Source organism: Bacillus sp. CGMCC 1.16607 (assembly GCF_042683745.1).
GTDB lineage: Bacteria > Bacillota > Bacilli > Bacillales > Cytobacillaceae > Pseudoneobacillus.
Map to the genome: position 1 here is coordinate 311,477 of NZ_JBHUJX010000008.1, position 18,288 is coordinate 329,764.

Annotated in this window: 22 protein-coding genes; 14 read left to right on the forward strand and 8 right to left on the reverse strand. The window is 33.9% G+C overall.

Annotation, left to right across the window (positions count from 1 at the left end):
* Positions 1 to 3: 3 nt before the first annotated feature.
* Positions 4 to 741, reverse strand: coding sequence for a bis(5'-nucleosyl)-tetraphosphatase PrpE (gene prpE / locus ACFSO7_RS04350; protein ID WP_377875631.1), 738 nt, complete (start codon positions 739 to 741; stop codon positions 4 to 6).
* A 198-nt stretch (positions 742 to 939) separates the two neighbouring features.
* Between prpE and mgtE the strand changes: the two genes are divergently transcribed.
* The 3 genes from mgtE (at position 940) to fabI (ending at position 5,159) form a co-directional block, all read left to right on the forward strand.
* Positions 940 to 2,325, forward strand: a complete 1,386-nt coding sequence (gene mgtE, locus ACFSO7_RS04355; RefSeq protein WP_377875633.1) for a magnesium transporter — start codon at positions 940 to 942, stop codon at positions 2,323 to 2,325.
* A 13-nt stretch (positions 2,326 to 2,338) separates the two neighbouring features.
* Entirely contained in the window at positions 2,339 to 4,198 is a 1,860-nt protein-coding gene (locus ACFSO7_RS04360; RefSeq protein ID WP_377875635.1) for a monovalent cation:proton antiporter family protein, read from the forward strand.
* A gap of 187 nt (positions 4,199 to 4,385) precedes the next feature.
* Complete coding sequence (gene fabI / locus ACFSO7_RS04365; protein ID WP_377875637.1) at positions 4,386 to 5,159, forward strand: enoyl-ACP reductase FabI; 774 nt, start codon at positions 4,386 to 4,388, stop codon at positions 5,157 to 5,159.
* Between the two features lie 45 nt (positions 5,160 to 5,204).
* On the opposite strand, the gene ACFSO7_RS04370 is transcribed toward fabI, so the two are convergent.
* A complete protein-coding gene (locus tag ACFSO7_RS04370; protein ID WP_377875639.1) occupies positions 5,205 to 6,131 on the reverse strand; it encodes an EAL domain-containing protein in 927 nt (308 codons plus the stop codon).
* A gap of 179 nt (positions 6,132 to 6,310) precedes the next feature.
* Between ACFSO7_RS04370 and ACFSO7_RS04375 the strand changes: the two genes are divergently transcribed.
* Entirely contained in the window at positions 6,311 to 6,961 is a 651-nt protein-coding gene (locus tag ACFSO7_RS04375; RefSeq protein ID WP_377875641.1) for a CotO family spore coat protein, read from the forward strand.
* Positions 6,962 to 7,006: 45 nt separating this feature from the next.
* Here the strand turns inward: ACFSO7_RS04375 and ACFSO7_RS04380 are convergent, their stop codons facing one another.
* Entirely contained in the window at positions 7,007 to 7,495 is a 489-nt protein-coding gene (locus ACFSO7_RS04380; RefSeq protein WP_377875643.1) for a CotY/CotZ family spore coat protein, read from the reverse strand.
* A gap of 215 nt (positions 7,496 to 7,710) precedes the next feature.
* On the opposite strand from ACFSO7_RS04380, the gene ACFSO7_RS04385 reads away from it, so the two are divergent.
* The 7 genes from ACFSO7_RS04385 (at position 7,711) to ACFSO7_RS04415 (ending at position 11,698) form a co-directional block, all read left to right on the forward strand.
* A complete protein-coding gene (locus tag ACFSO7_RS04385; protein WP_377875644.1) occupies positions 7,711 to 8,055 on the forward strand; it encodes a DUF1360 domain-containing protein in 345 nt (114 codons plus the stop codon).
* A gap of 323 nt (positions 8,056 to 8,378) precedes the next feature.
* Positions 8,379 to 8,855 (forward strand): sporulation protein, encoded by a 477-nt coding sequence (locus tag ACFSO7_RS04390; protein WP_377875646.1) that lies wholly within the window; start codon positions 8,379 to 8,381, stop codon positions 8,853 to 8,855.
* Positions 8,856 to 8,866: 11 nt separating this feature from the next.
* The gene (gene spoVAC, locus ACFSO7_RS04395; protein WP_377875648.1) at positions 8,867 to 9,349 is read left to right on the forward strand and encodes a stage V sporulation protein AC; all 483 of its coding nucleotides are present in this window, start codon (positions 8,867 to 8,869) and stop codon (positions 9,347 to 9,349) included.
* Positions 9,350 to 10,366: a stage V sporulation protein AD gene (spoVAD, locus tag ACFSO7_RS04400; RefSeq protein WP_377875650.1), complete on the forward strand. Its 1,017-nt coding sequence runs from the start codon at positions 9,350 to 9,352 to the stop codon at positions 10,364 to 10,366. It abuts the gene before it with no gap.
* Between the two features lie 11 nt (positions 10,367 to 10,377).
* Positions 10,378 to 10,734, forward strand: coding sequence for a stage V sporulation protein AE (gene spoVAE, locus ACFSO7_RS04405; protein ID WP_377875652.1), 357 nt, complete (start codon positions 10,378 to 10,380; stop codon positions 10,732 to 10,734).
* A gap of 76 nt (positions 10,735 to 10,810) precedes the next feature.
* Complete coding sequence (spoVIF, locus tag ACFSO7_RS04410; RefSeq protein ID WP_377875654.1) at positions 10,811 to 11,065, forward strand: sporulation-specific transcription regulator SpoVIF; 255 nt, start codon at positions 10,811 to 10,813, stop codon at positions 11,063 to 11,065.
* A gap of 93 nt (positions 11,066 to 11,158) precedes the next feature.
* Positions 11,159 to 11,698, forward strand: a complete 540-nt coding sequence (locus tag ACFSO7_RS04415; protein WP_377875656.1) for a CotY/CotZ family spore coat protein — start codon at positions 11,159 to 11,161, stop codon at positions 11,696 to 11,698.
* A 22-nt stretch (positions 11,699 to 11,720) separates the two neighbouring features.
* On the opposite strand, the gene ACFSO7_RS04420 is transcribed toward ACFSO7_RS04415, so the two are convergent.
* The 3 genes from ACFSO7_RS04420 to ACFSO7_RS04430 form a co-directional block, all read right to left on the reverse strand.
* Complete coding sequence (locus ACFSO7_RS04420; protein WP_377875658.1) at positions 11,721 to 11,885, reverse strand: hypothetical protein; 165 nt, start codon at positions 11,883 to 11,885, stop codon at positions 11,721 to 11,723.
* A 235-nt stretch (positions 11,886 to 12,120) separates the two neighbouring features.
* Positions 12,121 to 12,585, reverse strand: coding sequence for a hypothetical protein (locus tag ACFSO7_RS04425; protein WP_377875660.1), 465 nt, complete (start codon positions 12,583 to 12,585; stop codon positions 12,121 to 12,123).
* Between the two features lie 13 nt (positions 12,586 to 12,598).
* Entirely contained in the window at positions 12,599 to 13,003 is a 405-nt protein-coding gene (locus tag ACFSO7_RS04430) for an alpha-helical endospore appendage domain-containing protein (RefSeq protein WP_377875662.1), read from the reverse strand.
* A 245-nt stretch (positions 13,004 to 13,248) separates the two neighbouring features.
* On the opposite strand from ACFSO7_RS04430, the gene ACFSO7_RS04435 reads away from it, so the two are divergent.
* Positions 13,249 to 13,614, forward strand: coding sequence for an alpha-helical endospore appendage domain-containing protein (locus ACFSO7_RS04435; RefSeq protein WP_377875663.1), 366 nt, complete (start codon positions 13,249 to 13,251; stop codon positions 13,612 to 13,614).
* A 99-nt stretch (positions 13,615 to 13,713) separates the two neighbouring features.
* Positions 13,714 to 14,640, forward strand: a complete 927-nt coding sequence (locus tag ACFSO7_RS04440) for an NAD-dependent epimerase/dehydratase family protein (RefSeq protein ID WP_377875664.1) — start codon at positions 13,714 to 13,716, stop codon at positions 14,638 to 14,640.
* Between the two features lie 135 nt (positions 14,641 to 14,775).
* Here ACFSO7_RS04440 and ACFSO7_RS04445 read toward each other — a convergent pair whose 3' ends face one another.
* Positions 14,776 to 15,882: a glycosyltransferase gene (locus ACFSO7_RS04445; RefSeq protein WP_377875667.1), complete on the reverse strand. Its 1,107-nt coding sequence runs from the start codon at positions 15,880 to 15,882 to the stop codon at positions 14,776 to 14,778.
* Between the two features lie 93 nt (positions 15,883 to 15,975).
* Positions 15,976 to 16,836, reverse strand: coding sequence for a DUF7164 domain-containing protein (locus ACFSO7_RS04450; protein WP_377875669.1), 861 nt, complete (start codon positions 16,834 to 16,836; stop codon positions 15,976 to 15,978).
* Positions 16,837 to 17,289: 453 nt separating this feature from the next.
* On the opposite strand from ACFSO7_RS04450, the gene ACFSO7_RS04455 reads away from it, so the two are divergent.
* On the forward strand, positions 17,290 to 18,150 hold the full coding sequence (locus ACFSO7_RS04455; protein ID WP_377875671.1) for an alpha-helical endospore appendage domain-containing protein: 861 nt from the start codon (positions 17,290 to 17,292) through the stop codon (positions 18,148 to 18,150).
* Positions 18,151 to 18,288 lie beyond the last annotated feature (138 nt).

The window sequence follows — 18,288 nt, forward strand, 5'->3', positions numbered from 1 at the left end:
ATCTTATTTAATCTCACGAAATTTCTCTGCAACATAAGGCATGGAGGAGGGAACTGAAACGACTTCTTTCTCAGGGTATCGTAATGCTGTTAATTTTCCACCAAATACAGCACCAGTATCAATGTTTGCGGTGTTTCCAATCCATCGAACTTCTTCGACAGGGGTATGCCCATACACAATCAAGGACTTTCCTTTATAATGTTTTGCCCAATCTCTGCGGATTGGCGAACCATCTGGATTTTTTTCTCCAGTAATATCCCCATATAACACAAACGTTTTTACCCCAGAGTGGCTTTTTCCAATATAATCCTCACGTATTCCCGCGTGGGCAATGACTAATTTCCCTTCATCTAATACTTGATAAAGTGGTGCCTTTTCATAAAGTTCTACAAATTTATTGCGAATTACTTTCTGATCTCCACTATTTAAGACTTCAAATTCGGCCACAGTCGTTTCAAGGCCGTGGGATATTTGAACCTTGTTTCCTTGAAAATATCGATATAATTTATTGCAATGATTTCCAGGACTATAATGGGCATGACCTGTCATAACTAAATCCCAAACAACTTCGATTACTTTTAATGACATCGGTCCTCGGTCGGTTAAATCACCAACAAATGCGAGTTTTCGATTTTCTGGATGCACAGGAATATTTTCCTTCCAATGATAACCAAGCTTTTGAGTTAGCGCTTCAAATTCTTGGAAACAGCCATGGATATCACCTATTATGTCAATACTCATGTTAAAAACTCCTTTGAAAAAACCTATGTATAATCTTCAATTTATTCTTTCCAACATAGTATTTTTTATGAAATTGTCGATTCGATCTAAATAATATGGGAACATTAAGATGGATTTAAAAATTTTGAGACAACAAAAAAAAGTTTTGTTAGTATTATGTAGGTAAGTTAACAAGATAGGTGAAAGGGGGTAAAGAAGATGAAAGACCAATTTGAAAAACAAGACGAACGAACTCTACAAATGAATTTTGAAATGATAAGTGAAGCTTTGATGAAGGATGAAATGGATTTATTTCGTGAAGAATTTCTTCAACTACATCCATATGATCAGGCTACTTTCTTTTCAGAATTAGACGAAGAAATTCGTACAAAGGTCTATCATTACCTTTCTCCAGAAGAAATGGCATCTCTTTTTGAAAATTTAGAAATTGAAGAAGATGAATATCAAGACGTATTAGCAGGAATGAATCCCAATTATGCGGCAGACATGCTTTCAAATATGTATGCAGATGATGCGGTTGACGTCTTAAACGAGCTTGATAAAGAGCAGGTGGCTAGCTATTTAACGATTATGGATGATGAAGCGGCACAGGAAATTAAAGAGCTTCTTCATTATGAAGAATATACAGCCGGTAGTATTATGACGACCGAATATATTGCGATATCCAAAAATCAAACTGTTCGGTCTGCGATGGTAATTTTAAAAAATGAAGCGCCAAGGGCTGAAACGATTTACTATGTATATGTCGTTGATGAAGAAAAACGACTCGCTGGGGTTATTTCATTAAGAGACTTAATTGTCAGTGATGATGATGTGATGATTTCTGATGTGATGTATGATCGGGTGGTTTCCGTTTCTGTAGGGGAAGACCAGGAAGAAGTCGCTAAGAAAATAAAGGATTATAACTTCTTGGCTGTACCTGTTGTTGATTTCCAAAACCACTTATTAGGAATTATTACGGTTGATGATATTATGGATGTAATGGAAGAAGAAGCATCTGATGACTATTCAAAGCTTGCAGGGGTCTCTGATATGGATACTCTTGATCGTAACCCTATATCGGCGGCTAGAAAAAGATTGCCATGGCTAATTATTTTATTATTTTTAGGAATGATGACAGCGAGCTTAATTGGAAAGTTTGAAGAAACATTAAATAGAGTAGCAATTTTAGCAACTTTTATTCCACTGATTGCTGGTATGGCTGGTAATACGGGAACACAGGCACTTGCTGTTGCAGTAAGAGGGATTGCCACAGGAGAAATTGAGGAAGAAAATAAGTTGAAGCTGCTTATTCGGGAAGCAGGCACTGGATTAATTACAGGGACCATTTGCGGTGTATTAGTTTCAATGGTTGTCTATTTCTGGCATGGGGATGTTTACCTAGGATTATTGGTCGGTGTTTCCATTTTTTCAACTTTGATAGTAGCGACTTTAGCCGGTTCTTTTATTCCGCTTATTATGCATAAATGTAAGATAGATCCAGCAGTTGCATCAGGTCCATTTATTACAACAATCAATGACATTATAAGTATTCTCATTTATTTTGGAATGGCGACAATTTTTATGAATTATTTAGCGCCATAATAGGGGGGAGTATATGGATAATCACGCTTCGGTTATTTCGCTTCTTATTGTGATGATCGTTGCATTTATTACACCAATCCTTATGCATCGTTTTAAAATGAATTTTATTCCAGTCGTAGTAGCAGAAATCATCATGGGGTTACTGATTGGAAAAAGTGGGATGGATATTGTTCATGATGATATGTGGCTTGGAACATTATCGACTTTGGGGTTTATCTTTCTTATGTTTTTAAGTGGAGTAGAAATTGACTTTTCTGCTTTTACAGGGAAGAAAAAACGCGAAAAGCTTTCGAATGGAAAGGTAGAACCTAATACGTTTTTTGTGGCTTCGATTATTTTTTTAGGGATTTTTGCATTATCATTAGGGCTTTCATTTTTATTCGTTTTCTTAGGATTTATTGAAAATGCCTTACTTATGACTTTGATCATATCGACGATTTCGTTAGGTGTGGTTCTTCCGACTTTGAAAGAAGCGCACTTAACGAAAACGGCAATAGGTCAAATTATCTTATTAGTAGCTGTCATTGCTGATTTAGTTACAATGATTTTATTAGCAATCTTTGTTTCCTTAAATAGTGAAGGTGGCGGAAATACTTGGCTATTGCTTATTCTATTTGCGGCAGGAATAGTCTTGTATTTCATTGGAAAGCGATTTAGAAATCGTAAATTATTAGAAACGCTGTCAAAAGGTACCATTCAGATTGGAACTCGTGCCGTTTTTGCTCTAATCATTGTTTTAGTGGCTGTGTCAGAGACAGTTGGGGCAGAAAATATTTTAGGAGCTTTTCTGGCAGGGGTGTTAGTTTCTTTACTATCGCCAAATCAAGAATTAGTTCATAAATTGGACTCTTTTGGCTATGGATTCTTAATTCCGATTTTCTTTGTTATGGTTGGGGTTAAATTAGATGTTTGGTCATTACTAAGTGATCCTAAATTGCTTTTGTTAATCCCACTCTTATTCATTGCTTTATTATTGTCGAAACTTATTCCAAGCTTTTTTCTAGGTTTATGGTATGATCGAAAAACAGTTTTAGCATCCGGATTTCTATTAACGTCAACTTTATCACTTGTGATTGCGGCAGCCACTATTGGGGAGCGAATAAATATTATCACCCCTGAAATGAGCGGAACGTTAATATTAGTAGCAGTCATAACCAGCATTATCACACCGATTGTATTTAAAAGATTATTCCCAAAAGATAACAATCGAATAAGAAAACTAAAAGTAGCATTCGTTGGAGCCAATCAATTTACACTGCCTGTTTCACTTGAATTAAAGTCATCTTTATATGAACCGACATTATATCATGTTAAACAAGAAAAGGCAGAATTTCTAATCGCTGATTCTGTCTTTGACGTGATTGAAATAGAGGATTATTCCTTTGATATGCTGAAGGGCACTCCCTTATTGGAGGCAGATATAGTCGTTGTATCCACGGGAGATGAGGAATTAAATGCTACATTAGCGATAGCTATTAAAGAAACAGGAGTAACACGAGTGATTGTGCGAATTGAGGCACCGGATTTAGACGAAGGACTTCGAGAACATAACATTGAAGTGTTTTCTGTTTTCCTATCGACAAAAACCTTAATGCGCGCTTTAATTGAGTCGCCAAGCTTAATAAATCTACTAACGAACCGCGAGACTTCATTATATGAAATTCGAATGATGAATGAAGAATATGAAGGGCTAAGTTTAAGAAGGTTTCCCTTTACGGGTGATGTCATTTTTGTTCGAATCATTCGAGGCAAAGATTCCATTGTTCCCCATGGAGATACCGAACTACAAATGAATGACCGCTTAATAGTAACAGGAACAAAAGAATACGTAGATGAACTGAAACGAGAGCTAGAATTTTGTGAATGGTGCTAAAAACATTTGCTTTAGCACTCTAAAGGAGCGGGGGTCAGTCCCCCATCGCTTTAAAGCGATGGGGGACTGACCCCCGGTGCGTTAATATGGTTAAGGATAGTTGAGACTTTTCATTTTTGGGTTATTCGTGTATATTAGTACTAGGTACTAATAACTTGTTATAATAAAAGCTAGGAGGATCATTGAAATGAACTTATCTTTAACTAATAAAACATATGTTGTCATGGGTGTTGCGAATAAAAGAAGTATTGCATGGGGGATTGCTCGTTCTCTTCATGCTGCCGGAGCGAAATTAATTTTTACTTATGCTGGTGAGAGATTAGAAAGTAGTGTACGTGAACTTGCAGAATCTCTTGAACAAGAAGAAGTAACTGTACTACCTTGTGATGTAACGAATGACGCTGATATTGCTAAATGTTTTGCCACAATTAAAGATAAATTTGGTGTCATTCATGGATTAGCTCATTGTATTGCATTTGCTAACAAAGAAGAGCTACAAGGTGATTACATGAATACGACTCGAGATGGGTTCTTATTAGCCCATAATATTAGTTCATATAGCTTGACTGCAGTTGCCAAGGAAGCAAAGGAGTTAATGACCGAAGGTGGAAGCATTGTAACTTTAACTTATCTTGGTGGAGAGCGTGCCATTTCAAACTATAATGTAATGGGTGTGGCGAAAGCATCCCTTGATGCAAGCGTGAAATATTTAGCATCTGATCTTGGTAAGCATGGAATTCGAGTAAATTCCATTTCTGCTGGCCCAATTCGTACATTATCAGCCAAAGGAGTAAGTGATTTTAATTCCATTTTGAAAGAAATTGAAGAAAAAGCACCATTACGTAGAACAACAACACCGGAAGAAGTGGGAGATACAGCTGTCTTCTTATTCAGTGAATTGTCTCGAGGAATAACTGGAGAAAATATTCATGTGGATTCTGGTTATCATATTTTAGGATAGAACAGGAAGGCTGAATCCTTAATAGGAAAGGATTCAGCCTTTTTCTTAAACAAGTGAATTTACAGAGAATTTCTTCAATATCTGCCCCTTGTCCATTACAACGATTTCATCATTAACTTGAACGATAATAGATTGTTTTAGTCGAGTAGTTGAATAATAGTTATACCAGTTTTTGATTGAGTGGATAATTTCATTGTCTATTTTTTCAACAGGATTGGCTGGCTTGGAGAAATAGTACCCTTGCCCTAGATCAATCCCCAATTCGATCACCTTTTTAAGCTCTTCTTCTGTTTCAATTCCTTCGGCAATAATCTTACTTCCGATTTTTTGAGCAATGGAGGTAAATGCCTTTAAAATATCCACTTTAACATCATTATTAGCAATATCCTGGATTAATGATTTATCTACTTTAATAAATTCTGGGGCTAGTTCCGTAATGGCTTGAAGGGATGAATAGCCAGCGCCAGCATCATCAATTGCAATTTGAAAGCCTTGATTTCGATAATGATTAAGAACATTTCGAAAAGCATCATAATCTTCAATCGCACTTCTTTCTGTAATTTCAAAGACAATATCTTGCGGCGACAAATGATATTGCTTTAATAAAGACATCGTATGACCAGGAGTGAAAAATGGATCATAGATCACATGAGCACTAATATTGATAAAAAGTTTATGATTACCATTAAGTATTTCTTTACTACTCTCAAACGCAAGTTCCCGACAAGTTTTTTCAAGTGAATAAAGATGACCAGTTTGTTCAGCGAAAGGGAATAAAGAAATAGGAGAATAAAAAGGACTTCCAACTGGTCCCCGAGTCAATCCCTCATATCCAAAAACTTCACCAGATTTAATATCCATAATCTGTTGATAAATTGTTTTAAGTTTTTTTGATCTTAATATATTCAAAAATTCCTGGTATTTCATTTGGTATTCCGTTTTAGTCAATTGTTCCTGCATGAGTGCGATCATATTCTAAATCCTCTCGAATGTATTCCATATTTCGACAATACCAAGAAAATATGAATAAAACGTTAATGAATTGTAAATTTTTTGTTTTTTCGATTAGATAAAACGAAATATAAATCAATAACGATTGCTTCACCTCTGCATATGATATAAATGGTAAATAATGATATGGAGGTTAAGGCATGGCAATCGAGAAAAATCAGCGACCCCTTCTTTATATTGAACAACCAAATTTTGATAAATTAGTTGTTCCAATGCAACAATATTTCATTTCTAGAAAACCCTTTACGAAAAAAATTGAAGAGCAAGAGCAATCTGAACTTAATAACATGATGGTTGAAGAACCTAAAGATGAATTAACAGATCCAAATGTAATGGAATTTATGTTGGAAGGCATTCTTTCATCGAAAGAAGAAACAAAAGATAGTAATGAAAATATGGATTATCTTCCAACTTTTGATAATATTATTGACACCACAATTGAACTTAAGAAAAAAAGAAAAGGAAGATCAGTAGAGGATGAAACGGAAGAAGAAGAAGAATCAGAAGGTTCCCATAAACAATCAAATTCAAAAGAGAAGAATGAAAAAAAGAAAAGTAGAAAACGGACCCCATTCAACAATCTTAGTTTAACCGAAAAGTTAAACGAATTACGAAAAATGCCAAGGATTAGGGTTAAAGTTTTATATGAAATCGTAACGAAGGATAAAAACTATAGTGGGTATTTTATTTCTTTCAAAAACGACGGGGTGATTATTCAACCTAAAAATAGTGATAAAACAGTTAAAATTCCTGAACAACAAATAATTGATGTAAGAATTACAGGTTTCTAATAGTAATGGGCCTACCAATACGGTAAGCCCATTTTTATTACTAGACTATAGTCTAATTGGATCTAAGCATGTTACTGCGCAGAAGCAATTTAAGTCAACTGTAATACAAATTCCAGTTCCTTCAATATCAGATAGTCTGACAGAGTTTCCTGGGAATTGGTCACAAGGATCATTAGCATTATTTCCATGACCTGTAGACAATAACTCTAAACTAGCACAACAGTTTTCGTCTACAGAGTTTACTCTAAATAAGAAAGATTGTACACATTCAAGTCTACCAGCGTGTTGCGGATCATTTCGAACGCCTACTCCTAGGAATGGGTCGCAATCGCAATATAGAATGACAGGAATGGTATTAGGTCCAGTAGTTGGAGTTACTACATCCCCTAATAATACATTAATAGATCTTTGACAGCTTACATCACAATTGTCCTCTTCTACCGGACTTACTTGATCTTGCGCATCAACGATAGCTCTTAACACACCACATACGCAATTTTCATCTTCATGAGGTCCATGTCCTCTACAAGACATATATTTCATCTCCCTAAAATTAATATTTTGACTCATTGTCTTTAATAGAATATGAATGGCGCTTTATTTGGTGTGGGCAAGAGGAGAAAAATAGGTGAAAGCAACTAAAATTGAGCAATGGAAAAATTAAAGAATTTTGCCCATACAGGACGAAATATTACGCATAAAATAAATGACAAATAAGAATAAGAAAAATGAAGGGATGAAAATAGAAATTGTCAAATTGGTTTGATTTTGTCATTTTGATCTTTGCGACCTTTCGCCTTACTAGGTTAATCGTTTATGATAAAATTACAGAATTTCTACGTCGCCCATTTCATCAAACTCAAGAGGAGACTTTACCTGATGGAACAATAGAGGAGTATATTATTATAAAAGGAACTGGACTAAGGCATTGGATTGGAGAATTATTAAATTGCCATTGGTGTACAGGTATTTGGAGTGCGATCATCATTTACTTATGCTATTTTTTTTGGCCATCCATATCTCAACCATTTATTTCTATATTAGCGATGGCAGGTTGTGCGTCTATTGTTCAAACACTTTTGGAAAGAGAATAAAACTTAATAAATTAGCCTACGAACGAATCTGTTAAAGTTCCATAAACTATACTATAGACTTTCATTTGAAAGGACTGTAGGATATGCAGAGACAACCTGAAAAAGATAAAGGAAATAATAAAGAAGTAGAGACAGAATCCATACAGCGTAGAAAACGCAAAAAAAGGGGCTGTGGTTGCGGTAAGAAAAAAAGTTAAATAGAATGCAACGTCTATCATTAGTGATAGGCGTCTTTTTTTTTATCTTTTCCATATGAACCGTTCTGAATAAAAATAGATAACAAGCAGAAAATAGAAAAAAATGCATGTTAAGGTGGAAGAAGCATGAAAAAATTCAAGTTAAGAATCTTGACCTTTTTATTATTCTCGATTGCACTATCTGGCTGTAATCAAAGTGAGGCGGAGGAAGAAAGTAGGATTTCCTTAATTAAGGCAACGAACCCAAGTCCTGTCCAACTTACTAATGGGATAAGAGAAGAGAATATAGTGGACGACATAAAGAAAGATGTAATGAAATTTAATGAAATATACGATGTAGCTATTATAAAGGTAGATAAAAATACAATCGTTGTATATAAGGTTAAACATATGTACCGATTTCGAATGAAAGCAATCGAGAAGAGAATTAATAAAAAGCTAGAAAATAGTTATCCGAATGAAAAATTCACGGTATCTAGTGATTATAAAATTTTTATGGAAGCACTTGAACTGAAAGAAAAGACGGAGGATCCAAATTACTCTAAAGAAAAGGCTGAAAAAAAATTGAAAAAAATAATTGATTTAAAAGAGGAACGTACTTAGGAGGTGAGAGGATGGGCAATAAGAAGCAAAAACAAAAATTAACACCACAGCAACAGCAATATCAAAACCTACAGCAAAAACACGAATTGAAGCGACCAGTATTAAAAAATTGTCTTAAAGCTTTTTTAGTGGGAGGCATCATTTGTTTAATTGGTCAAGCCATTACATATTTTTATATTGCTTTTTTCAATTTTACCGAGCAAACAGCTGGAAATCCTACTGTTGCAACAATGGTATTCTTGTCAATGCTGCTAACTGGATTTGGGGTTTATGATCGAATTGGCCAATTCGCAGGTGCGGGAAGTGCAGTACCTGTTACAGGATTCGGAAATGCCGTTATTTCCGCAGCGATTGAACATCGAACAGAAGGGTTTGTATTAGGTGTTGGAGGGAATATTTTCAAACTTGCTGGTTCTGTTATCGTTTTTGGGGTTTTCTCAGCGTTTATCGTAGCTCTGATTAAAACGACATTAAAAATATGGGGGGTGCTTTGATTGCTCCAAGGAAAACAGAGTTGGATTTTTCCTAATCGTCCGATGATTGCGGCGACTGGAGTATCTGGTGGTCCATTTGAAGCAAATGGAAAGCTAGCAGATGATTTTGATATATTACACGATGATTTATGGATGACGAAGGATTCTTATGAAAAAGCTCATCGGTTATTGCTAGAAGAAGCATTACAAACCGCGTTGCAAAAAGAAAATATGACTAAAGATAAGGTCCATTTTATGATTGCGGGAGACTTGATAAATCAAATAACCCCATCAAGCTTTGCAGCAAGAACAATGGAAATACCCTATTTTGGAATTTTTGGAGCGTGCTCAACCTCTATGGAGGGTTTAGCATTAGCCTCCTTTATCATTAATTATCAAGGGGCTGAGTCTATTTTAACAGCTGCATCGAGTCATAATGCGGCAGTTGAGAAGCAGTTTCGATATCCGACTGAATACGGGGGACAAAAGCCACCTACAGCCCAATGGACTGTAACTGGTGCAGGAGCTGCATTAGTAAAAGCGAATAATGGAGATAACTCAAAGCCTGTTATAACTTCAGCAACGATTGGTAAGGTTATGGATATGGGGTTAACAGATCCTTTTAATATGGGTGGAGCAATGGCACCAGCAGCCGTCGATACGATCACTGCACATTTTAAGGATTTAGATCTTTCTCCAACTTACTATGATCTAATCGTGACGGGGGATTTAGGAAGAATTGGCCATAATACTTCTATTGAATTGTTGCATAAAAACGGTGTCAATATTGAAAGAAGTAAGTATGTGGATTGTGGCTTACTTATATATCGTGACGATCAACCTGTTCAATCAGGAGGAAGTGGAGCAGGATGTTCGGCAACGGTCTTGTATGGACATTTAATCAATGAAATGAAAAAAGGTAAATATAAAAGAATACTCGTTGTTGCAACAGGTGCACTTTTATCTCCATTAAGTTTTCAGCAAAATGAAAGTATACCTTGTATCGCACATGCTGTTTCAATCGAAATGCCTAGTTAGGAGGGATTAAAATGCTTGCGATGTTTTTTTGGGCATTTGTCGTTGGCGGGGCTATTTGTGTCATTGGTCAATTAATGTTTGATGTTTTAAAACTGACACCGGCACACACTTTAAGTACTTTGGTTGTTATCGGGGCTATCTTAGATGGATTTGGATTATATGAGCCTTTGATTGATTTTGCCGGAGCAGGTGCAACCATTCCGATTACAAGTTTCGGTAATTCCCTTGTCCATGGTGCGATGCAAGAAGCGGATAAACATGGTCTTGTAGGAGTGTTAACGGGGATGTTTGAAGTAACCAGTTCGGGAATATCAGCAGCGATCATTTTTGGATTTATCGGAGCACTTATCTTTAAACCTAAAGGGTAATATTCAATTTTCATACACCCATTTCCGCCTTCTTCATACAATAAAGTAGTTTGATGAAGGAGCGTGGTCCTAAATAATGGATAATGGATTTTTTAAAAACGTTGAAAAGAAAACCGGCGTTAATATGAAGGATATATTAGAACTAGCCAATTCCTTACAACATGCAAATTTTAAAGATGAAAAAACAGTAAGAAGTGTGATTCGACGAGTTTCTCAAATCGCAAACAAACCTGTGTCAAAGGAAATGGAAGAAAAAATCGTCAAATCTATTGTTAGTGACGGAAAGCAATTAGATTTTAATGCGATTTCGAAAATGATGAATAAAAAATGAAAACATCGGCTAATTGAAGTGGAACTTCAATTAGCCATTTTTCTTTGGCAAGCTATAGGCTAGTATCCTTCTCAAAATAGGAGATATTTCCATATGATAATTAAGGATGAAATCTGCCTTAAAGGAAGTGAAAAATCTATGGAAGAGTGTCAAGAAAGTTCAAGTTGTGTAAAAAATACATTAGAAAAAATACTAGAAGCACAAAAAATGTCTAAAAAAAAGGAATGTGAAGCTTGCAAAACATCATGCGAAAATTCAATAGATAAGTTGTTACATCAAGAATGCAATCATTCTAAAAACACTATTCCTTTTATTCTTTATTGTAATTGTGAACCTTTTAAGGTTGAAGGTGTTACGACTTGTTTTGACGAATGTTCGCACAGAGAAAAATTTATTTGTTTTACAACCTTTATTTTTCGAATAAAAGATTTAAAAGGGGAATGTGCTGTAATAGAGTTACTTAAAATAAAGAATCATGATCATTGTAGTCCATATAGTAATAACCAACCTTGTTCTTTATGTTGCCAATTAAATTGTGAAGATATAGATGATTTAGTTGCAACGGGAGTTTGTCTAAAAGTTGATCTTTCTTGTTTTTGTGCCATTCAATGTTTACCTGCAGCTAGCTTATAATATTAAAAAGCGAGGAGCATTATTAGCTCCTCGTAATTGTATAAACATTGATGAGTCTATTTACAGCAATGAGAACAGCGGCATCTATGACTGCAGCAACAACAATGACAACGAAGATGACAACAATGGCAACGACAATGACAGCAATGGCATTTCTTATTATGATGAGTACAATTATTTTTAACACACATGGATAAATCCTCCTTTATTTTTGATATAATAGTATATTTTAGATTGGTTTATTTTGGAAAGGCTATAGTGATGAGATAGATGTACATTTATGTTCAAATTTAGTGGAGTATAAAACTTTTAACATAGAAGAAAAGGTTAGAAATTGTAAAATAATAAACTTTAAGACACCGAATATTGAAAAAAACCAGTCAATTTCGACTGGTTTTTTTGAAACTCTTTCTAAAAAACGTTTATTCAATCTCATTTTCTTCATGGGCTGTACAAAAATTGAATATTAAGTTCTTCCGTTTTCGTAAAAGAAAAGAAGATTGGTTTATTTCTTCTACTAATTGTTTTCTTTTCCAGTCGCTTAGATGACACTTATTTGTTAATTGATAGATGAAGTTAATTCTTTCAATAAACTGGTCTTTTTTTAGATATTCAAAATCTTTTAGAATTCTGTAATCAAAAAATAACTCTGTCAAATCAAATTCATCATAAAGGATTTCAATTTTCTGGTTTATTTGTTTTTGCAATTCATTTGTATGTTTAATTACAGTATAAGCAGTATCACCAACAATTAGGTCATTGCCTTTCTCTTTCTGGACTTCTAACAATGTAAGGACAGCATTTAAATATTTGAACAATGATAGTTCATAATAAAAGACTGACATTAATATCTGAATAACTTCACATTTTGTTCTATTTTGATTCATGTTGGATCATCCTTTAACAGCAGTCATGTGAAGATTTTTTACAGTTCGGACAACAACAGTCCACTTTGCAACATTTATGGTGCTCATGATGGTGTTCCTTACAATGATCATGATGGGAACATGAATCTTTATCATGAAATTCCAGAACATTTTCTAACTTCCTTAACAACAACCATTCCTTCATTACAATAGTTTCTAAAAGTTGAGTAACCCCCTTATTGAATTTGATGATTTCACAACTAGTCGGATTGGTTGGGAAGTCATGACATTTTCCGACGAACGCTTGGATTTTTTCAGCTTCTGCGTTCATGATATGTGACAATGCAATTTCTTCTAAAGCAATGGATTCCAATAAATCTATGATTACTTCATTTCGATTCGGACGATGTGGCTCTGCCGGGATAGTCGGCATACTCATAAAACAGACTCCTCCTTCATTCGTAACAGCTTATACATTTAATCTATGGCATGTTTATTACTTTGTTCCAATTGTACAAGCCTGTTAATCAGTGCATTTGTAAAATGTGTTATTAACAATAAATAAACAAAGATAATATATGTTTTTTCAGTAAGGCAAAAGGCTAAATAAATGGAATGCCCAAACAAAATAAATAATTCAGAATAAAATGTCATTAAAAAGTAGTGAAAGGAGAGATAACTAAAATGACTAATCCTAAATTGCCTGCTAATTTTGTTCCGGATTTCAATTTAAATGCAGAGGAAGTAGCCTTAATACTACTTTCGTCAATAGCTCATGAGGAACTTGCTCTTGCACATTTGATGAATGCGGAGGCAGAAAAGCTACAAGCAGTCGTAGGAACATTAATGACTCCTTCTGAAACTACTATAAGGCATGACATTGGGGCAAAAACTTTTGAAGAACTAGTAGAGATTGATCGAAGTGTGGAAAGAATGCTGCAAACCATTATAAAAAAAGAAATGCTACTCCAATTTAAATTTGATAATGTACTAGAATTTCTTGATAAATTCCCGACTAATCCAAATGTTGATTCATGTAATGACGCATAATATAAAGTTACAATTTATTACAGAATATCAGTAGAAATCAAGATGTGGCATTATAACCAAAAATAGAAAACTAGCGAGTTATTTATTGGAGGCTAAAAGTTGAGCAAAGTTTTAGTTACTGGCGGTTGTGGTTTCATTGGGTCTCATATTGTAGATGAATTATTATTAAATAATTATGAGGTAGTAATAGTTGATAATTTATCCTCAGGAAATAAAAAAAATATAAATTTAGAAATGGTTGATTATCATGAATGTGATATTAATAGTTTAGAATTCCATAATCTTATTGATAAAAGTAAACCGGATTTTATTATTCATCATGCTGCACAAGTGAGTGTAGCTGAATCTGTAAAAAATATGATGAAGGATATGGAAATAAATATTAAAGGTTCATTAAATGTGATGCAAGCAGCAATACGAAACAAAGTTAGTAAAATTGTATTTGCTTCAAGTGCTGCTGTATATGGGGAACCACGATATTTACCCATTGACACTAACCATGATACACATCCTCTTTCTCCTTATGGCGTATCAAAACTAACTGTAGAAAAATATTTACAACTAGCAAAACAGTTATATGGAATAGATTATACAATCTTGAGATACAGTAATGTTTATGGTCCAAGACAAGACACAAAAGGTGAAGGAGGGGTAATATCAATATTTATTGAAAAGCTAGTAAAAGGTGAAAAACCTGTTATTTTTGGAGACGGGGAGCAAACAAGAGATTTTGTATTTGTTAAGGATGTAGCAAAAGCTAATGTAAGCGCTTTGAAATATGGGAATGGTGAGACATTGAATGTGTCATCAAACAATAATATTAGCATTAAGGATTTAATCGCTGTTATGGATGAAACATTTCAATTTTCTATATTTCCTATTTTTATGAATGAAAGAGATGGAGAGATCAAGCATAGCTGGTTATGTAATGAAAGAACTAAAGAAATATTAGGAGTGAAGTTTGAATCAGAATTAAAACATGGTCTTATCGAAACTTTTGAATACAGACAGTCAAGAGATATTTAATTAATTGAATCAACATCTGCTTTATATATTCAGGTGTGTTTAATTGAATGGAAAAACAAGTATTGCTAGATTGGAAACCAATCTAGCAACTCATTTTTAATAATGGTAAAAGGCATAATATTGATGAAGAGGTTTTTATTTTGCAACAAGAGATAAATATTTTAATATTAATTGATTTACTACTGATTCAATTTCAAAGTTTTGTGATATATATTCTCTTCCTTTTTTTCCGAAATTTGATTGTTTAATAGGAGATAACAACACTTTTTTTAAGTCTCTTGCGATTAAATCTATTGTTTCTGACTTAATGGATTTATGATCACCAAAATAATATCTCCATGCAGTATTAATATTTTTAGGTTTAACTATACCAAAATATCCGTTATTTCCAACAGCAATAACAACCCTCTCGCATGCCATTGCTTCTAATGCAACCCTCCCAGTTCCAACAACACAATTTGCAAGAGAATATAGTTCAGGTAGATCTCTTCTTTTCCCTAACATATGAATAAATTTTTTATCTGTAGTTGAATGTGCAGATTCTACTAATGATAATAAGGGGACTAAATAATTTCTATCTAAACTTTCTCCTACTACAACAACGTGTAATGATGGAAACTTTTCGTTACGAATTTGAATACTTGCTTCTAGAAACAATTTACAAATTTCCGATTTTCTAGCATCCCCTAATCTTGAAGCATATAATATTACTGGTGCTTCTTCCGGAATATCTAATTTATTTCTCAATTCTGAATTCGGAATAAAATTATATTCTTTTATATCTATTCCATTTGGAATTAGAGTAGAAGGAATGCCTATTCCTTTTAACCAATCAAAAATAGGTGGACTTACACTAATAATATTAATGAAATTAAGATCAAAATGATCATGGGGATTCATATATATTGCATGCATACTGTAGATTTGGGGAATACCCATCTCTTTACAAGTTTCATACATTAAACATGCAGTCAAATCATGGGAGTGAACAATATTAATATTATTTTCAAGAATGATTTGCTTTATCTTGCTTTTTGAAAATAATGAATCATTAAAGCCTATATAAACTGGACATCCAAGGGTTAAAAACTCATTTAACATTGAACCTCTCTTCGTAGCCAATATAGCAACAAAAATACCTTGACGTAATAATTCCTTAGTAATCGACAAAAGGTGGGTTTCCGTCCCACCTACATGAAAGGCATCAATTGTCATTAAAATTCGTGGTTTTTTTTCACTCATTTTCACACCTCTTTTTTTACAAATGTAACTTATTTGCAATAATATAAACCTAGCAAAATACCACTACATAAATAATCGGGATTGAAAATTACATCAATTGTTACTAGGCTGAAGCCATGGCAATTCTTTTTTTGCTTTTAAGGCTATAAAGAGACAGTAATCATTCACTTTCGTTGTATCAAGTTCTTCCATTGAAATATGATCATATTTTCCAGCTTCAAAATCAAACTTAGAAAATTTATCAAAAGTATGCCAACAATGAATATGAGGGTGTTTCATGACTAAGTCTGAAGAAGTGGAGAAATAATCCAGTTTTTCCCCATCAATAATGACTTTATTCACCAAATGATTCACAGCTATTTCACTACTATACATAGATGTTACTCCCCAAAACCACCCCGGCCAAATCCCGTGTCCATTACTAAACTCATTATTAATAATATATTTAGCTGTAGACACTGCAAGATTGCAAACTTTCCTTACCAATGGTGCGTAACCGTAATGTGTTGATCCAACATTATGGATTCCTCGATGCTTATATCCAAGGCTATGTGAAATCCTTTTAAGTCTTCTCTTTACATCTTGATTGTGAACATACCCTCCTCCACCAACAGTATAAAAATCTGGATAGTAATCGTTCCATGCAGGGGTTAAAAAGGTATCTACATCTGTTCGAAGCAGAAAATCGTATTCATCAAGAAAAGCAGAACGATCATCTGCTAAACAACTGATTGAATTAATATAATGATACTTTTGCCATTGCTTTCTATAACTTATCGGTTTGTATTTAATCTTTATACAATCTTTAGGAACTTTTTTTAATGCTTTGCTAGTTCCGAATACAACAATATCTGTATCTGTTGATTGAATATATTTTAATGATGTATATAGCCAACCGAACTGCATCATTAGATTAGGTTTATCCTCAAGATAAACTACTAATGCCCTTTTCATATAACACCTCTCATAATTTAATTTATACAATCTTTTTTATCTAGGAAAAAACAGAGAAAACACATACTCTATATTCAATATTTCATTGATATCATATGATGGCTTGTTTTCTTTGTGCCGGTAGATTTATATTTCAGAAAAATTGATAATTTTGCACATGAATAATTTTGCTTGAAGGTACAGCAGGACAGGTTATCAATTTTTATGGGAATTAATACTCATATTTATATATTATTTTAGGAAGTTTAAATTGTGTTTTTGTTCTGTTATACATGTCCAGACAGTATAAAAAACAATGAATAATATACGGATAGAAAGGAGGAAGAGAGAAGTTTGCCTTCTGGATTATATTAAATTTTTTTTTTGCAAAATAAACAAATCGTCCAGACCAAGAAGGTAGATAGGAATAAAGTGTTGATGTATTAAAAAAATTTTAAGGAGATGAAAAGTATAATGACTTTTCCATTATTACCTGAAGATATTGAAAGTCTTGATTTAAATCCAGATCAAATAGCATTTTTATTGCTTGCATCTATTGCATTTGAAGAGCTAGGACTTGCACATTTGATTAATGCTGAAGCTGAAACGATTCAAGCAGTTTTAGGTACACTTGTTGATAGCGATGAAAATCAAGTAAACGAGGATATTGTGGCAACTAGTTTTGAAGAGCTACTGGAAGCTAATAGCAGTGTTGAGAAAGTATTGAAAACAATTATTAAAAAGGAAATGTTGCTTCAATTTAAATTTGAAAATGTATTAGAATTTCTTAATCAAGTAACAACAACAGCTCCACCAGTAACAACAACGGGAGCACCAGTAACAACAACAGGTGCACCAGTGACAACAACAGGAGCACCTGTAACAACAACATCTGCTCCAACGGATATTTGTACTGGTGCTTGTCGTATTGATCCTTTAGTTGATGTAAGAGTAGAAACAAGCTCACCTGCGACACAATCAGTAACAAATGCTAACATCTGCGATAATTGTAATGAAGAAGGTAATCTATTTAGTTTTGTATTTAATGATATCGGTGCTTCAAGAATAGCATCTGTAGTAGGTCTTCCAGAAACTTTTGTTATTGATTGTAATGATGACAACACTATTTTAACTCTTAGTGGTTTAGCTTTTGCTGTTATTCAACAACCACCTAATCCAAACGTGCCATTTATCGGTGAAGTACCATTTACTGCTACGTTTAATGAAACCACTCAAACACTTACTGTTCTAGCTGACCTTCCAGCTCCACGACCAGATTTTACTGCTACTGTAACTTTCCCAGCTGGTACAATTGTTGTTTCACCATGTGATTAGAATAATTTTACTAGATTAATAATGGGTTGAGTGCAGAGAATTTTCTCTGCACTTTTATCATTTATTCTTAATAAGTTATATTACAAAGCTTATTTTGTATTTAAACTTCCATTTATCCTACTTTAATCTTTTATAAAG

Bases quoted from the DNA above. Each gene is read 5' to 3' on its own strand.
- ACFSO7_RS04415 (WP_377875656.1), top strand. From the start codon at position 11,159: ATGATAATTAAGGATGAAATCTGCCTTAAAGGAAGTGAAAAATCTATG.
- ACFSO7_RS04445 (WP_377875667.1), bottom strand. From the start codon at position 15,882: ATGAGTGAAAAAAAACCACGAATTTTAATGACAATTGATGCCTTTCAT.
- ACFSO7_RS04380 (WP_377875643.1), bottom strand. From the start codon at position 7,495: ATGTCTTGTAGAGGACATGGACCTCATGAAGATGAAAATTGCGTATGT.
- ACFSO7_RS04370 (WP_377875639.1), bottom strand. From the start codon at position 6,131: ATGATCGCACTCATGCAGGAACAATTGACTAAAACGGAATACCAAATG.
- ACFSO7_RS04435 (WP_377875663.1), top strand. From the start codon at position 13,249: ATGACTAATCCTAAATTGCCTGCTAATTTTGTTCCGGATTTCAATTTA.
- fabI (WP_377875637.1), top strand. From the start codon at position 4,386: ATGAACTTATCTTTAACTAATAAAACATATGTTGTCATGGGTGTTGCG.
- ACFSO7_RS04450 (WP_377875669.1), bottom strand. From the start codon at position 16,836: ATGAAAAGGGCATTAGTAGTTTATCTTGAGGATAAACCTAATCTAATG.
- ACFSO7_RS04425 (WP_377875660.1), bottom strand. From the start codon at position 12,585: ATGAATCAAAATAGAACAAAATGTGAAGTTATTCAGATATTAATGTCA.
- spoVAE (WP_377875652.1), top strand. From the start codon at position 10,378: ATGCTTGCGATGTTTTTTTGGGCATTTGTCGTTGGCGGGGCTATTTGT.
- ACFSO7_RS04360 (WP_377875635.1), top strand. From the start codon at position 2,339: ATGGATAATCACGCTTCGGTTATTTCGCTTCTTATTGTGATGATCGTT.
- ACFSO7_RS04390 (WP_377875646.1), top strand. From the start codon at position 8,379: ATGAAAAAATTCAAGTTAAGAATCTTGACCTTTTTATTATTCTCGATT.
- ACFSO7_RS04375 (WP_377875641.1), top strand. From the start codon at position 6,311: ATGGCAATCGAGAAAAATCAGCGACCCCTTCTTTATATTGAACAACCA.
- spoVIF (WP_377875654.1), top strand. From the start codon at position 10,811: ATGGATAATGGATTTTTTAAAAACGTTGAAAAGAAAACCGGCGTTAAT.
- mgtE (WP_377875633.1), top strand. From the start codon at position 940: ATGAAAGACCAATTTGAAAAACAAGACGAACGAACTCTACAAATGAAT.
- ACFSO7_RS04430 (WP_377875662.1), bottom strand. From the start codon at position 13,003: ATGAGTATGCCGACTATCCCGGCAGAGCCACATCGTCCGAATCGAAAT.
- prpE (WP_377875631.1), bottom strand. From the start codon at position 741: ATGAGTATTGACATAATAGGTGATATCCATGGCTGTTTCCAAGAATTT.
- ACFSO7_RS04455 (WP_377875671.1), top strand. From the start codon at position 17,290: ATGACTTTTCCATTATTACCTGAAGATATTGAAAGTCTTGATTTAAAT.
- spoVAC (WP_377875648.1), top strand. From the start codon at position 8,867: ATGGGCAATAAGAAGCAAAAACAAAAATTAACACCACAGCAACAGCAA.